We start from the raw sequence: 15,025 nt of genomic DNA, 5'->3' as shown, positions 1-15,025 counted from the left end.
TTAACCATTAAACACGCATCGGCATAACGACATAAGTTTGATCTTGTTGAGCTGGATCATGAACTAATACAGATTGGTTTGCTTCTGTCATTGTAATAGTTACATCATCACCATCTAAAACACTCAATACTTCCAATAAATATTGCGCATTAAAAGACATTTCTAAAGGTGAATCAGAATATTGAATTGCTAAATCTTCAATGGCTTCATCTTGCTCTGGGTTATTAGCACGAAGTTGTAATGAATCTTCATTAAAACTTAAAAACACCCCACGTAATTTCTCATTACTTAAAATAGCAACACGTTGTAAAGATTGTTTAAAAATATCATGCGCAATTAAAACATTCTTATCGCCACCACGAGGAATTACACGGCGGTAGTCAGGGAATTTACCATCAATCAATTTTGTAGTGAAACGCACCTTGATTTCACTCTGCTCTTTATCACGATTTGGAACATGAATCGTTACATTCAATAACTCACGTCCAATTAATAAAGCAATCTGTTCATCTTCAACACTTAATAAACGTTGTAATTCACCCACCGCTTTACGTGGAACAATAGCTTGTACCGCTTGAGTTGCAGTTGATGTAGCAACTGTTTCACACATTGCCAATCGGTGACCATCTGTTGTGACTGTCCGTAATTGCTGCTGATCAATCTCCAACAATGTTCCTGTTAAATAAAAACGAACATCTTGAACTGCCATTGCAAAAGAAGTTTTCTCAAACAAGCGTTTTAATTCACGTTGTGTAACAGAAACTTGTGTTCCTTGTGTGTTATCCGTCGTTAATAAAGGATAATCTTCTGCTGGTAAAGTTCCTAAAACAAAACGACTATTACCCGATTTTAAAATACATCTTTGGTCATCTGTAATTTGTAAATCAATTAAAGCTGCCGAAGGCAAAGATTTACAAATATCAACCAATTTCCGAGCAGGAACTGTGGTTTCTCCTACCTGTAGGCATGCGCCATCAGTTAAAGCTGTACTTGCAACTAATTCAACTTCTAAATCAGAACCCGTGATTGTTAAAGATTCATTCGTCACACGAATTTTAACGTTAGAAAGAATATTTAAAGTATGGCGACGTTCAACCGCACCGACAACATGCGACAAAACATTAAGTAAACTTTCTTTGGCGATTTTTAAGCGCACGGTACATTCCTTTAACAACTGAAGATAAGATGAAATAAAAATAATTTTTAGCAAAGTACTATGCGGTAGAAAGTAGCACTTTGCAAGAACATAATTTGATCATGTTTAACTTTGTAAGAGTCTTTGTAAGTTTTTATAGTCTTCATTAAAAATAGGATCTTCTGCACGTAAACTTTGAACTTTCTCGCAAGCATGCATTACCGTACTATGATCTCTTCCACCAAATGCCATACCAATTTCAGGAAAACTATCTCCTGTTAATTCTCTTGCTAATCCCATCGCTAACTGGCGTGGTCGCGCATAAATGCGTGTCCGTTTAGGACCAACGAGTTCTTTTAATGGAATCCGAAAATACTCACTCACAACACGCTGGATGTTTTCCGTACTGATTGTTCTTGCTCGAATAGCCAAAACGTCTTTTAAGGATTCACGGACTACATCTAAATCGATAGAAGTACCTTTAAATCGAGAAATAGCAACAACTTTATTCAATGCACCTTCTAACTCACGTACATTGGCAACCACTTGTTGAGCAATAAATAATGCACAATTCCGTGGTAAATCAACATGATTGCTTTCCGCTTTCTTTAACAAAATCTCAATACGTGTTTCAATATCTGGTGGTTCAACGCCAACTGACAAACCCCATGAAAAACGCGAGATCAAACGTGGATCAAGTTCTGTAAGTTCTTTAGGATAACGGTCTGATGTTAAAATAATTTGTTTAGATTCATCTAATAAAGCATTAAATGTATAGAAAAACTCAACTAAACTCGCCTCTTTACCCGCCAATAAATGAATATCATCAACTAATAGTAAATCTAAAGAGCGACAATTTTTCTTAAACTCTTCAACCTTTCCTTGCTGTAAAGAACTTACAAAATCTTGAACAAAACTTTCAGCAGTCATATACATCACACGCGCATTCGGTTTCGCTTGCAATAATGCATTTCCAACCGCTTGCATTAAATGTGTTTTCCCCAATCCCGTTGGTCCATATAAAAACAATGGATTATGCTGAGATGCCCCGAGTTGAGTTAAAATTTTACGACAAGTCTCAGCCGCCATTTGGTTTGAGCGACCTTCAACAAATAAAGAAAAAGTAAATAAGGGATTGAGTAAACGTTTGCGACTATTTTTAGAAGATGAATTTTCATCTTTTTTTACTTTAGGTGGAGAAACGACGGGTGCTCGCTCTAATGCTGAAGTGGTTGTTGCGGGTTGCTCTTCAGCAGACAAAATAGCACCAGGACGAGAATCAACTAGAATTTCAACTTTTCTAACTCGTCCTTCAGACAACTGCTCCGCTAAAATAGTAATCAAATCTAAATGATGTTCTTGAATATAACGCGTCCAATATGGATTGGGCGCATAAAGATGCAAAACATCATTAATATCTTCTGCAACCAATGGACGAATCCACATCGTAAAGACATTGCCAGATAACTCTTGTCGTAAACGAGTTAAGCAGTCTGTCCAAAGCATGTGGAACTCCCCATAAATAGTAAAATTAAATTCAAGACCACCGAAGCGGGTCGCCATTCTAACGAAGTTATCCACATCTGTCATGATAATTTAAACTGCTTTTGGTTAAAAACAAACCATAAAGATTTTAAATTTGAATTTAAATCGACCTGTGGATAATACTCCAAACTTCCTGTGGATAAAATTCACAACAAACTTATCCACATTCCATTTAATCAATAACAACATAGTTATCAACAACCCAAACTCATGTTTTAGCTTTAAAAAGAAGGGTTTTCCACAGAAAAATGAGGCTCTAATAGTAATAAATTTAAATTTTAAAATTTGAATTTATATATTAAGCATGAAGGATCTGTGGGTAACTCTATATTGGAATGAATTTAAATTTAAAGAAACAAATAAATTCAAAATCAGATGTTAATTTATATTGTATTGTTAATATCTATGTTGATAAAACAGCTATATATTTATTTTTCAGTGATTTAGTATGTTGATAATTTTTATATTTGAAATAATAGCATTCAACAGTACAAAAAATAAAGCTTGATCTGATTTTCTTTATTTTTGAATAAACTCTATTTTTGATTGACAGCTCATTCAATGAACACTAGAATCGCGTACCTTTACACAAAGATCATTTTTGGAGTTTCGATATGAAACGTACATTTCAACCATCTGAATTAAAGCGTAAGCGTGTTCATGGTTTCCGTGCTCGTATGGCTACTAAAGCTGGTCGTCAAGTATTAGCTCGTCGCCGTGCAAAAGGTCGCCATAGCTTAACAGTTTAATCTGTTAATGCTTAAGGATCCTGGGTGTTATGTCACTTTATAGTTTTGGGACAGATGCAAGACTGCGCTGTGCTGCAGATTATAAAAGTGTATTTGATGGTGCACTCTTAAAAGTGCATCAACCCCATTTTTTATTTTTAGCAACAATAACCGAACAGCCCAAAAGCCGTTTGGGTTTAGTTGTTGCTAAAAAGAAAGTGCGTCGTGCACATGAACGAAATAGAGTAAAACGGCTTGCTCGCGAAAGTTTTCGCTTATATCAACAGCAATTAGAACAATTAGACATTGTTGTTATGCCTAAAGTAGGTATAGACGCAATTCCTAATGCTGAGTTATATCAGCAATTACAATTTGCTTGGCAAAAACTTCAACGTTTAGCCAAAAAGCATTCTAAAGTTCCCTCCCCACAAAAGTAGAGAAATAGCCAATGGTACGTTTACTGCATTGGTTGATTCGATTCTATCAGATTGCGATTAGTCCGCTTTTAGGACCCCGTTGTCGTTATATTCCTACTTGTTCTCAATATTCTTTAGAAGCAGTCCATCAACATGGTGCTGTCAGAGGTGTGTGGTTGGCGACTAAACGTATTTGCCGTTGTCATCCGTGGGGTGGCTCAGGATATGATCCAGTGCCACCAAAAGCAATTCGTTTTATTTCATTTCATGAAATAGATTCTCAAATGCTTCACGTTACTGTACCCTTTCGTGATCGTTTATTGAATCAAAAATCACTCTAACCACTTGGGGTAATAGATATGCAACAATGGGCCAGGATTGCAATTCTCGGAGCCATGTTTGTTGTCGCATATTTGCTCATTTTGGCTTGGCAGAAAGATTATGGACATGTTGAAAACCAGCCTAAGCAAGAAGTTGCAGCTGTAACGCATGAAGTATCTGCTGACTTGCCTAATGGACAAGCTGCTACGGCATTAACAGATGTGCCACAAGCAAATATTGCGAATCAGCAACCAGCTACGGATGCAACAGCACCTGTAAGTCAACAGCTTATTTCAGTAAAAACTGACCTATATCATCTTTGGATTAGTCCAAAAGGTGGTGATATTGTTCGTGTTGAATTACTCAATCATGACAAAAATAAAGATAGCGATCAGCCATTTGTACTGCTAGAAAGCGATCCTAAACGGACTTATGTTTCTCAATCGGGTCTTATTGGATTAAATGGACCAGATAGTAGTCGAAATGGTCGTCCTGTATATGAGTCTGAGAAGACTTCTTATACATTAGCGACAGACGCAAAATCGACTCAAAATAAAGATGGTAAATCTGTTAAAGTTTTAAATATTCCAATTGTTTATAAAACTCCTGACGGTATTGAAATTGTTAAAACCTTTAAATTTATTGAAGGCGACTACCCAATTGTTGTGTCACACAAAATAGTGAACCGCAGCACTAATACTTGGCAAGGTCAGATGTTTGGGCAGATTAAACGAGATGCTTCAGACGATCCAGGTAAATCAGATCAAGGTATTTTCACTTTAGGGACTTTTTTAGGCGGTGCTTGGGGGGATCCTGAAGACCCATACAATAAGCTTAAATTTGCTAATTTTAATGATGAAAAATTAAATGTTGAAGCAAAAGGCGGATGGGTTGCAATTGTTCAGCATTATTTTGTGAGTGCGTGGATCCCAGGTCAGTTAAAGCTTACTCAAGGCAATGGTCAGACTTATACAGCCCATCTAGAGTCTCGTAAATCTAGTGATGATATGAATATCATTGGTTTTACTTCTCCAGTTATTACCGTGCCTGTAGGAACAGTTGCTGAAGTTGATGCGACCTTCTATGCTGGCCCTAAAATTCAATCTGAATTAAAAGATTTAGCTGTTGGTTTAAATCAAACGGTTGATTATGGCTGGTTATGGCCAATTGCGAAGCTATTATTTATTGGCTTGCAATTCTTCCACGGTATTGTTGGAAACTGGGGTTGGTCAATTATTCTGTTGACTGTACTTGTTAAGCTAATTCTTTGGCCATTATCTGCGAAAAGTTACCGCTCTATGGCAAAAATGCGCGTTATTGCACCTGAAATGCAGCGTATGAAAGAAGAGTTTGGCGAAGACCGTATGCGTTTTTCACAAGAAATGATGGCTTTGTATAAGCGTGAGCAAGTCAATCCATTATCAGGATGCTTACCATTACTTCTACAAATGCCAATTTTCTTAGCATTGTATTGGGTATTAATGGAGTCGGTTGAACTTCGTCATGCACCTTGGATTCTCTGGATTCAAGATTTATCTGCAATGGATCCGTATTTCATTCTGCCATTGTTGATGGGTGCGACGATGTTTATTCAGCAAATGTTGAATCCACAACCTGCTGACCCAATGCAAGCGAAAGTTTTCCGCTTAATGCCAATTATCTTTACAGTATTCATGCTGTTCTTCCCTGCGGGTCTTGTACTTTACTGGATTGTGAACAATAGTATTACGATTTTACAGCAGTCTTTGATTAATAAGAGTGTTGAAAAAGATAAAGCAAAACGCGAAGCAGCAAACTAAGTATTGCTGAATAGCTGAATAAATCCGCCTAAGATGGTAATCTTAAGCGGATTTTTCTTTGTGTACGACTTTAAGTTTTTTAGGTGAATTTTATGTTAGATCGAACCACTATTGCTGCAATTGCTACTCCACCTGGGCGTGGCGGTGTTGGTGTTATTCGTCTATCAGGTCCAAAGTCATACGCAATTGCAGAGGCTTTGATACAAACAAAATTAGCTAAAGCTCGTTATGCAGGATTTCGTCAATTTTATGATGATGCAGGTGAGGTTATGGATGAGGGATTAGTGATTTGTTTTCCAAATCCAAACTCATTTACAGGTGAAGATGTTGTTGAGTTGCAAGGGCATGGCGGGCCAGTGATTCAAAATGCTTTATTGGCAAGGTTGTTTGAACTTGGTGCAACTGCTGCAAAAGCAGGTGAGTTTTCAATGCGTGCCTTTGAAAATGGAAAGTTAGATTTAGTTCAGGCAGAGGCAATTGCAGATTTAATTGATGCGACTTCTCAAGCTGCTGCACGTTCTGCAGTACGTTCATTACAAGGTGCATTTTCAACTAAAGTGAATACTGTTTTAGAAAAATTAATTCATTTACGGTTACATGTTGAAGCTGCCATTGATTTTCCTGAAGAAGAAATTGATTTTTTAGCAGATGGTAAAATCCTGAATCTATTGGATGACGTCGCTCAATCAGTATTTGTTGTTCAACAGTCAGCCCGACAAGGGCAATTACTTCGAGAGGGTTTACAAGTTGTGATTGCGGGTAAACCAAATGCTGGTAAATCATCATTATTAAATGCTTTGTCAGGTGTAGAACGTGCAATTGTTACTGATATTGCAGGTACAACACGTGATGTTTTACATGAAAAAATCACTTTAAATGGACTTCCGATCACTTTAACAGATACAGCTGGATTACGAGAAACAGGTGATATCGTTGAAAAAGAAGGAATTCGTCGTGCAATTAAAGAAATAGAACAAGCAGATTTACTGCTACTGGTTTATGATTTAAGTCAGGGTGAAGATCCACTAGCGCTGGCTCAGGAATATTTTGCAGATCATCTAGAACCTAAACGGTTAATATTGATTGGTAATAAATGTGATTTGATAGAAAATACTGAAGAAGTTTCAGATTTTAAAGGGTTTCGTCATATCTGTGTTTCAGCAAAACAAGAGATAGGTGTTCAATCACTTGTAAGTGCGATTACAGCGCATGCAGGATTTCAACCAGAGGAAGACACCTTTATTGCTCGAACACGCCATTTAGATGCAATGAAGCGCACTCAAGCCTATTTAGCTGAAGCACGTGAGCAACTGGTAATTTATCATGCTGGAGAATTGGTTGCAGAATCTTTGCGCCTAGCTCAAAATGCATTAGCTGAAATTACGGGTGATTTTAGTGCAGATGATCTATTAGGCGAAATTTTTGGGTCATTTTGTATTGGAAAGTAATTCCAATTGTAGCTATTATTCAATAAGTTCTAATAGATTCTAAGAATTAAATAAATAGCATTAAGTTTTAATAATTTAGTGCTTTTTTATGCCTTGTGGTTGTTCAATAGTGTTCAATACATTCTAGTAGTGCTATGCTTTTTTTAGTCACTAATAAGTCACAATCTTAAAAGTGACTATGTTTTTTATATGGTGACTAGATTATGGCACAAGCAGAAAAGATACTTTTTTCTACTGACAGAGAAATTAAAAATCTCAAAGCCGGTGAAAAGAGATATACCGCTAAGGATGCATTAGCGAATGGCTTGTTCTTAGATATAACAACGACTGGTGTTAAGTCGTGGTGGTATCGCTACTCTTTAAATGGAAAACAGGAAAGACTGGTTATAGGTCGCTATCCAGATCTGTCATTAAAGGATGCTAGGCAGGTTCGAGATGAGTCAGCATCATTGGTGGCAAAAGGTATTTCACCAAAACAGAAGAAAAATAAAGTCACCATTACCCTATTCAGTGATTACGGCGAACGCTATTTAAATGAGGTCATCAAGAAAGAGCGTAAAAACCCATATAACATGATTCTATGTTTAAACAATGATATTTATCCGATGCTTGGAAATATTGCTCTGGATCAAATCAATGTTGATGATGTACGCCGTGTGATATGGCGTAAGAAAGATCAGGGCTATGATGCAGCTGCAAATCAAGTCAGAGGTTTATTAAAGCGTATGTTTGATTACGCTATGACGTTAGGCCTGGTTCCTTTTAATCCAGTCTTATCAATACCTACACGACATATTTATAAAGCAGTTCCGAGAAATAGATACTTAAGTACCAGTGAAATCCGTACCTACTACACCACCCTTTTAAACTCGCGCATTTACCGACCTAGAAAACTGGGCCTTTTGCTGTCATTGCTGACGTTGGTTAGGAAGTCAGAGTTATTAAGGGCCAAGTGGGAACATGTGGATTTTGATAGTCGTATGTGGCTTATTCCAGAAACAAAGGCAGATAGCACGACAGGCCATAGCCGTGAAATGGTCGTCTATATGTCAGACCAAGTTATAGAGCTATTTAAGGAATTGAAAACGATTGCTGGTGATGAGCCCTATGTTTTTGTAGGTAGGAAGTCAGGTACACATATTAGCCACAACGCATTTAATACGGCGCAAAAGTCAGCATTGGCTTTAACAGATATACCCGATTTCACTGTTCACGATTTGCGCCGTACAGCCAGTACACACTTAAATGAGCAAGGTTTTAATAGCGATGCGATTGAAGCTTGTTTGAATCATACAATGCGAGGCGTTAGAGGTGTTTATAACAAGGCTAAGTATGAAAAAGAACGAAAAGACATGATGCAAAAGTGGAGTGATTTTTTATTTAGTCTGATTTATGAACCAAATCTAATCTTCTTTAATGCTACTCAGGAAAAACGTATTGGATGATATTGTAACTAATTGTGTTTTTCGAGCTACTCCATGCAATTCAAAGCAACTAAAAGCAATTAAAAGCAACCAAAGTGAAGTGTTTTGTGTGTGTTTATTGATCGAAAAATCGTGGTTTTTTAAAATTATATTTATTTTTTTCAGTTGCTTATAATTTTGTTGCGACAACATTTAACGCGCTTGTTGGGGAAAGATGTAGCCATTTAAGCGTAACTCTTATAAAGTTACAGCACGTTCATTGAAGTGCAATAAATACAAAGCAATCAATGAATAATATAAAAGGGTTAATGTACTGGAAATACATTAACCCTTGGGTGACATGAGGTAACTGGAAATTACTGCATGTCAATGTTTTTAAATCTGCCTTTCAGACGGCACAAAACTAAAGAAGCTTTAGAGATGCAATCAGTTTAAAAACTAAGTTTATCGGTTACCCGATAAGTAAGCATGCTTACCTTAAAGGTAAATAGTAGATGAAACATGGCATAAGTCAACAAAAGAACTGCCTAGTGATATATTAAAAATATATTCAGGAGTTGTTTTTTGTTTGTATCTAATTGATAAAACTTATTTTTAATTCTAAAAATATTTCTCATTTCTAGTTTGTTTTGTGTCTAGGCATTTCCACTACTGGAGTGTTTAGATGACAGCATCTAAAAATCAAAAAACTGAAAATAATCGCTTAATTCGCCGCAAAGAAGTTCAAGAAAAAACCGGTCTTGGAGCGTCATCTATTTATGCAATGATGAAAACAGGTGACTTTCCGCAATGCTTAAATCTGTCTGAGCGTCGAGTTGCGTGGATTGAATCTGATATTGATAAATGGATTGCTGAACGTGTAGCAAATCATAGAGCCATCAGTGCAATTCTGGAGGCTTAATCCATGACTAAAACTCAAATTAAAGCCATATCCTTGAATGCTAGCCGTCAATTAAATGCTTTGGCCAAGGATATTTATAACCGTGATTTAGTCACAGCTATTAATCATGGCCAGTTAAAAGATATCTCAGCCACTTTAGAGGACTTATACGGCGTATTGGATACTCAGTACCAGCGCAGTATGAAAGCTGGCATTGATGAGCCTATGGAGTATGTGGAGTTAGTTAAAAAGCGTATTGATGCACTTGCTGAATATATCCGTCCAGCACGTCTTAAAGTGGTCCACATATCTCCTAAGCAAATTGTGCAAATGCTCGATGCAGAACAGCAGGCTATGCATCATCTATCTGCATTACTGGACAGTATTCAAGTAGGAGGAAAGGCATGAACACTTTAGTTGAACCTGCTTTAACAATGTCTAGTCGAGAAATTGCGGAACTCACAGGCAAAGAGCATAAAAATGTTATCAGAACAGTTAAGGATCTATTGGCTGCCGAAATTTTAGACGCTCAAATTGAGCCACTTAAATTTGAATACCGTGGCCAGTGGTTTGATTACTACGAGCTAAACAAACGTGACAGCTTAGTCCTTGTTGCGAGGCTCTCGCCTGAATTTACGGCGCATATCGTAGATCGTTGGCAAAAACTGGAAAAAAAGTTTAAGCAGACGAATGTCGATCTGCATGACCCTCATGCCTTACGCCGTGCTTTGCTGAATTACACCGAGCAAGTCATTCACTTAGAAACACAAAACCAGTCGCTTGAGCGAACGATCGACACAATTACTCAAACACCTGCAGGTGTGAAATTCCAGCAAGCCTGCAAGATCCTCAATATTAAACAAGCCATTCTTGCAAATTGGCTTAGCCAGCATAACTGGGATCGAAAGCTAAACAATACTCGGGCATCGACTTACTACAGTCAGGAACGTGGCTACTGCGAAACTAAGTATGAGGAAGTGGCCCGGATACGTCCTAATGGAGATCCGTATACATTCACCAAAATTGAGTTTTTTATTCTACCTAAGGGTATGCAAGTACTGGCCAAATATTTTGGCAAGGCTGAATAAATATGATTACTCATTCTACTGAAACGTTTGTTTCTTACCAAAATGAACGTTGTCATTCACCTGCAGTTTTTCAAAGACCTAAAGCATTAATTATAGGAATTTTGATTTTAGGCCTTGAAAGCTGTCATGTGCCTAGTTATGCTAATAACGTTCATCAAAAAGCAGATGAATTAGCTTTGGTCGGCTACAACAATGAAGGCGTACAGTCCGCTTATCGGACTTTTTTTGTGCGCAATATCTCTATGCATCTGCATATCGTTATGGCAGGTCTGGAGAGGGACACCTCCGGGTGTGCTGGTTTCCTTCGTTACCAGTCGACCAACCCTTTTCGGTCCTGCCACCCTCATTTGGTCGTGAATGGCAAGACTCCTACAAATAATGAAGGAGCGCATTAATCGTGCCTAATACAAATACGTCTTTAGAAAAACAGAACCCAACTTATAGCTCTAGCGATTTATACGAAGCCTACTCTTTGGCTTATGAGCAAATGGCTGATACCAGCACTATGCTTGGTGCTATCTCCAACGAATTTAAAAATCTAAAAGACTATCTAGGCAAAGTCTATGACATTCCTGATTGCTGTTTTAATGATTTAAAACGGATCATTGCAATCACCAATACCATGATTCAAGAATCTGCAGATCTTAGTCAAAATCTTGAACAGCAGTATCAGGCTGAGGCTGAATATGAGGAGTCACAAGCATGATTTCTCAAAGTTCATTATTAGATTCACCTTCAGATATTATTAAGCAGTGCCGGCAGTTTTTACCTAATCAAATTGAATATCTAGAGAATCCCATTATTCAGCGTTTTGGCAGTCCAGCATTGCCGATTTATGTTGATGAGGCTCAGATTGAAATTAAAGGGATTGAGTATGACAGCCCTTTCATTCTGCCTATCGTAAATGGTGAGCTAGAGACAATCCAATGCGCCGTATTACAGGATAGCCAATGTGTGCAAGTCATGCCTGACGGATTGGCCAAAGGTTTTGCATGTTGTGGCAACTTAAAGAAAGATCAGCCCATTATCATTACTTATGGCCTGGAGGCATTCTTTAAGATTGCCCAGACCGGTTATGCAGTTGTATTGGTCGTATTACCTACCCTATGCAATAAGCGATTAACAGAACTTAAACCGTTTGATTTTGAACAAATAGCTTTTGTAATACACCAATTGGTAAAAGCTGGGTATACACAGCTCTATATGCCAGTGCGTCCTGAATATATCAAGCTTGAAGCATTCCAAAGCTTAGAGAAAAACACGGCTGTTAGATTGCTAAATCAATATACAGAATCCGGCGCTAGCTCTTTTCTAACTGAGTTTTATCAAGAAGATGATGCGGATGAGGTCAAAGCATTTCTTCAGCTGGCCATTGAGCAATTATCTGCAAATAAACTATTGCCCAAAGGCCATTTAGCTAAGCCTTTTCGAATGGATGACGGCGCATTCCTGCATATTTTGGACAATGGCCTCTATCTGATTAAAGAAAAAAGAGATGAGGACGGGCAGCTTAAACAAACCCGAACTTTTATCTGCCATTCAGCGATTATCTTAGGTGAAGCAAGAAGCCTAAATAATGACAACTGGAAGCGTGTTATCCAATTTCACGATAAAGACAATACTTTGCACCGGCTGCTGATTCCTTATGAACATTTTATGGGGGAAGCGCAGGAAGCCTTAAAGATTATTGCTAATCATGGCCTGATGCCACCGCGCCAAGCCTATAAGAAAAACGTATTTATCAACTACATTCAGGACTACCCCATAGAGCAACGTTTTAGGTGTGTAGATCGTGCCGGATGGCATGGCTACTGCTTTGCTACACCCAATAAAACCTATGGCAACAGTGAAGATGAAGAACTACTTTTTCACAGTGACAACAAAAGCCCATATACCGTATCTGGGGCCTTTGAAGAATGGCAGGAGCTTAGCCAGCTGATTGAACCCCATGCTTTAGCTGTACTGGCATTTTCATGTGCTTTTTCCGGGCAATTGGTCTTGCCCTTAGGTGTTGAAAGTGGTGGCTTTCATATCTATGGTTCATCAACCGATGGCAAGAGTACAGTCACAAAAGCTTCATGCAGTGTATGGGGAAATCCAAAGCATATATCTAAATCATGGCGCACTACGGACAACGCTTTAGAGAATGAAGCGGAATTGAGAAATGATAGTTTTTTGAACCTGGATGAACTGCGCCAGGCTGTGCCGAAAGCCGTGTCTGATATTGTTTATATGCTTACCGGTGGACAAGGTAAGGCCAGAAGTACTAAGGCCGGTAAGAATCGTGACGCCAAGCAATTCAGTCTTATGTATACCTCTACTGGTGAAGTCACTCTGGAAGAACATTTGCGTCGTGGCAATATCGAACTAGATGCAGGGCTATTGCTGCGTTTTGCACATATCCCTAGTGATGCAGGTAAGGGGTACGGCGTATTTGATTTCATTAACTACGGTATCGCACCGCAGGACATTGGTAACCGAATTAATGAACTAGCATCACAGCATTATGGCCATGCCGGTATCAAATGGCTGGAGTATCTGACCCAGGATAAAGATGCCGTCATGCAGAAAGCCCAAGCATTGTTGGATAATTTTATTGAACAGCACAGCCAAATAAAGAATGGCCAAGCCAGCCGAGTTTTACGCCGTTTCGCACTTGTCGCTGCAGCTGGAGAACTGGCCACACAAGCAGGCATTACAGGATGGCAGCAAGGACGTGGATTTGAGGCTGTAGCACAATGTTTTAACACTTGGCTAGGTAATTTAGGCAACGGCGAAAACATGGAAGAAACCAAAACGCTCGAGCATATCAAGGCATTCTTTGAGGCCAATGGTACAAGCCGCTTTGAGGATCTAACCGTCATTAGGCAGACAGATGGGGAAGTCGTCCGACAACGTATCCATAACCGTGTCGGCTACTATGATCCTGAAGATAAAGTTTACTTGGTATCCCCGACCATGTTTAAAAAGGAAATGTGCATTGGGATGAATGAGGCCAGCGTCAAAAAGGCATTGATCAAGCATGGCTGGATTAAGGGCTTTATTGAAGGTGATAAAAAGCTGTATGTGAAGAAGTCCAGTAACATCCTGCCCGATGGTACACGCCCACGTATGATGCATTTCAGCGCAGAAGCCATGCAAAACCTAGAGAGTGAAATCTGAGAACACTATTTATAAGGTGGATGTAGTGGACAAGGTGGACATAGGAATAATATTTAAATCTAATCTATTGTTATATATAAATATTACCATGTCCACTTTATATAAATATATCTATTTTAATAGGTGGACATAAGGTGGACACGATTCAAAGTAAAATACCCTGTCCACCTCATCTACTTTTAATGTCCACTTTTTTACTATTCATATTTATATACAGGTGGACTAAATTAATTATTTAAAATCATATGGATAAATAGGTGTGTCCACTTTGCCCACCGTGTCCACTTGAAAAGACACACATATAAGTACAAACGGATTGATAGATTGGCCAAATGCCAAATGTGAACAAAGCACTTCTAATGGGTGTATTAGGCCGTAACCCTGAAACTAAAAAATTTACCAATGGTGGCAGCGTTACCATATTCAGCGTGGCAACTTCCGAGCATGGGAAAGACAAGACCACTGGAGAATGCAAACAGACTACAGAGTGGCATAGAATCGCCGCCAGCAACCGATTAGCTGAGATTGCGAGTAAGTACCTCAAGAAAGGTGTATATTGAAGGCTCATTACGTACAAGGAAGTGGAAAGACCAAAGTGGTACAGATCGGGAAGTGACAGAGATTCGAACTGATGAGCTGCAATTGCTTTAATACCGAATATAACTGTATTTAGTAATGATATGCACACTAGGGTGAAGAACTAGCTGAATAAGTTCAAAGTGTTTATATTCTACTGAATATATTTTTAAAATTTTAAAGAATAGGATGGCTTAATGTCTGATATTGAAACTGGTGAATTTATTCTATATGCCTCTGATGATGGGGAGCTAAAAATTGATGTCCGGTTACTAGATGAAACTACTTGGCTAACTCAAAAGCAATTAGCTGAACTGTTCCAAAAAGATGTTAGTGAATAGCCACCGATTTTGTAGACACCTTTTAGTTAGATAAAATGGCTAATTAACGAGGTGCTTATGAGTAATAAACGATACCCTGAAGAGTTCAAAATTGAAGCAGTGAAGCAAGTCACTGAGAAAGGTCATAGTGTGGCTGAAGTTGCTGTACGTTTAGGAACTACC

The 15,025-nt window shown here is 38.4% G+C and carries 14 protein-coding genes and 4 pseudogenes; 16 read left to right on the top strand and 2 right to left on the bottom strand.

Going from position 1 to position 15,025, the window contains the following annotated elements; all coding sequences use genetic code 11:
- Positions 1–7 precede the first annotated feature (7 nt).
- Together dnaN and dnaA are read right to left on the bottom strand one after the other, a co-directional pair.
- On the bottom strand, positions 8–1,156 hold the full coding sequence (dnaN, locus tag B9T31_RS17080) for a DNA polymerase III subunit beta (protein ID WP_086183132.1): 1,149 nt from the start codon (positions 1,154–1,156) through the stop codon (positions 8–10).
- 105 nt (positions 1,157–1,261) lie between these two features.
- The gene (gene dnaA, locus B9T31_RS17075) at positions 1,262–2,641 is read right to left on the bottom strand and encodes a chromosomal replication initiator protein DnaA (protein WP_086183144.1); all 1,380 of its coding nucleotides are present in this window, start codon (positions 2,639–2,641) and stop codon (positions 1,262–1,264) included.
- 653 nt (positions 2,642–3,294) lie between these two features.
- On the opposite strand from dnaA, the gene rpmH reads away from it, so the two are divergent.
- The 16 genes and pseudogenes from rpmH to B9T31_RS17000 form a co-directional block, all read left to right on the top strand.
- A complete protein-coding gene (gene rpmH / locus B9T31_RS17070) occupies positions 3,295–3,429 on the top strand; it encodes a 50S ribosomal protein L34 (protein WP_000831329.1) in 135 nt (44 codons plus the stop codon).
- A gap of 29 nt (positions 3,430–3,458) precedes the next feature.
- A complete protein-coding gene (rnpA, locus tag B9T31_RS17065) occupies positions 3,459–3,845 on the top strand; it encodes a ribonuclease P protein component (protein ID WP_086183131.1) in 387 nt (128 codons plus the stop codon).
- 11 nt (positions 3,846–3,856) lie between these two features.
- Positions 3,857–4,178 (top strand): annotated as a pseudogene (gene yidD / locus B9T31_RS17060) (membrane protein insertion efficiency factor YidD).
- A 5-nt stretch (positions 4,179–4,183) separates the two neighbouring features.
- Positions 4,184–5,944, top strand: coding sequence for a membrane protein insertase YidC (yidC, locus tag B9T31_RS17055; protein ID WP_086183129.1), 1,761 nt, complete (start codon positions 4,184–4,186; stop codon positions 5,942–5,944).
- A gap of 92 nt (positions 5,945–6,036) precedes the next feature.
- On the top strand, positions 6,037–7,392 hold the full coding sequence (gene mnmE / locus B9T31_RS17050) for a tRNA uridine-5-carboxymethylaminomethyl(34) synthesis GTPase MnmE (RefSeq protein WP_086183128.1): 1,356 nt from the start codon (positions 6,037–6,039) through the stop codon (positions 7,390–7,392).
- A 203-nt stretch (positions 7,393–7,595) separates the two neighbouring features.
- A complete protein-coding gene (locus B9T31_RS17045) occupies positions 7,596–8,837 on the top strand; it encodes a tyrosine-type recombinase/integrase (RefSeq protein WP_171264796.1) in 1,242 nt (413 codons plus the stop codon).
- Positions 8,838–9,480: 643 nt separating this feature from the next.
- Entirely contained in the window at positions 9,481–9,717 is a 237-nt protein-coding gene (locus B9T31_RS17040) for a helix-turn-helix transcriptional regulator (RefSeq protein WP_086183126.1), read from the top strand.
- A gap of 33 nt (positions 9,718–9,750) precedes the next feature.
- Positions 9,751–10,104, top strand: coding sequence for a hypothetical protein (locus tag B9T31_RS17035; protein WP_139840944.1), 354 nt, complete (start codon positions 9,751–9,753; stop codon positions 10,102–10,104).
- A pseudogene (locus tag B9T31_RS18200) lies at positions 10,101–10,358 on the top strand (Rha family transcriptional regulator); the annotation flags it as partial. The gene B9T31_RS17035 and the pseudogene B9T31_RS18200, both read left to right, overlap by 4 nt.
- A gap of 30 nt (positions 10,359–10,388) precedes the next feature.
- A pseudogene (locus tag B9T31_RS18195) lies at positions 10,389–10,784 on the top strand (phage antirepressor KilAC domain-containing protein); the annotation flags it as partial.
- A 2-nt stretch (positions 10,785–10,786) separates the two neighbouring features.
- Positions 10,787–11,179 (top strand): hypothetical protein, encoded by a 393-nt coding sequence (locus tag B9T31_RS17025; protein ID WP_228146083.1) that lies wholly within the window; start codon positions 10,787–10,789, stop codon positions 11,177–11,179.
- Between the two features lie 2 nt (positions 11,180–11,181).
- Positions 11,182–11,490 carry a hypothetical protein gene (locus tag B9T31_RS17020; RefSeq protein WP_086183123.1) on the top strand — a complete coding sequence of 103 codons (309 nt, stop codon included), beginning with the start codon at positions 11,182–11,184 and terminating at the stop codon, positions 11,488–11,490.
- Positions 11,487–13,946 (top strand): DUF927 domain-containing protein, encoded by a 2,460-nt coding sequence (locus B9T31_RS17015; protein ID WP_086183122.1) that lies wholly within the window; start codon positions 11,487–11,489, stop codon positions 13,944–13,946. Before B9T31_RS17020 ends, B9T31_RS17015 begins: the two co-directional genes overlap by 4 nt.
- A 332-nt stretch (positions 13,947–14,278) precedes the next feature.
- Positions 14,279–14,594 (top strand): annotated as a pseudogene (gene ssb, locus B9T31_RS17010) (single-stranded DNA-binding protein); the annotation flags it as partial.
- A 125-nt stretch (positions 14,595–14,719) separates the two neighbouring features.
- A complete protein-coding gene (locus tag B9T31_RS17005) occupies positions 14,720–14,863 on the top strand; it encodes a hypothetical protein (RefSeq protein ID WP_228146082.1) in 144 nt (47 codons plus the stop codon).
- A gap of 57 nt (positions 14,864–14,920) precedes the next feature.
- The coding region (locus B9T31_RS17000; RefSeq protein ID WP_139840943.1) for a transposase at positions 14,921–15,025 on the top strand (105 nt) is incomplete at its 3' end.

Source organism: Acinetobacter sp. ANC 4558 (genome assembly GCF_002135375.1).
Lineage (GTDB): Bacteria > Pseudomonadota > Gammaproteobacteria > Pseudomonadales > Moraxellaceae > Acinetobacter.
The sequence above is the reverse complement of the archived record's forward strand: the minus strand, read 5'-3'. Positions and strand labels throughout refer to the sequence as shown.

Excerpts from the sequence above, each read along its gene's own strand:
- dnaA (WP_086183144.1), bottom strand. The coding sequence starts at position 2,641 with ATGCTTTGGACAGACTGCTTAACTCGTTTACGACAAGAGTTATCTGGC.
- rpmH (WP_000831329.1), top strand. The coding sequence starts at position 3,295 with ATGAAACGTACATTTCAACCATCTGAATTAAAGCGTAAGCGTGTTCAT.
- rnpA (WP_086183131.1), top strand. The coding sequence starts at position 3,459 with ATGTCACTTTATAGTTTTGGGACAGATGCAAGACTGCGCTGTGCTGCA.
- yidC (WP_086183129.1), top strand. The coding sequence starts at position 4,184 with ATGCAACAATGGGCCAGGATTGCAATTCTCGGAGCCATGTTTGTTGTC.
- mnmE (WP_086183128.1), top strand. The coding sequence starts at position 6,037 with ATGTTAGATCGAACCACTATTGCTGCAATTGCTACTCCACCTGGGCGT.
- B9T31_RS17045 (WP_171264796.1), top strand. The coding sequence starts at position 7,596 with ATGGCACAAGCAGAAAAGATACTTTTTTCTACTGACAGAGAAATTAAA.
- B9T31_RS17040 (WP_086183126.1), top strand. The coding sequence starts at position 9,481 with ATGACAGCATCTAAAAATCAAAAAACTGAAAATAATCGCTTAATTCGC.
- B9T31_RS17025 (WP_228146083.1), top strand. The coding sequence starts at position 10,787 with ATGATTACTCATTCTACTGAAACGTTTGTTTCTTACCAAAATGAACGT.
- B9T31_RS17015 (WP_086183122.1), top strand. The coding sequence starts at position 11,487 with ATGATTTCTCAAAGTTCATTATTAGATTCACCTTCAGATATTATTAAG.
- B9T31_RS17005 (WP_228146082.1), top strand. The coding sequence starts at position 14,720 with ATGTCTGATATTGAAACTGGTGAATTTATTCTATATGCCTCTGATGAT.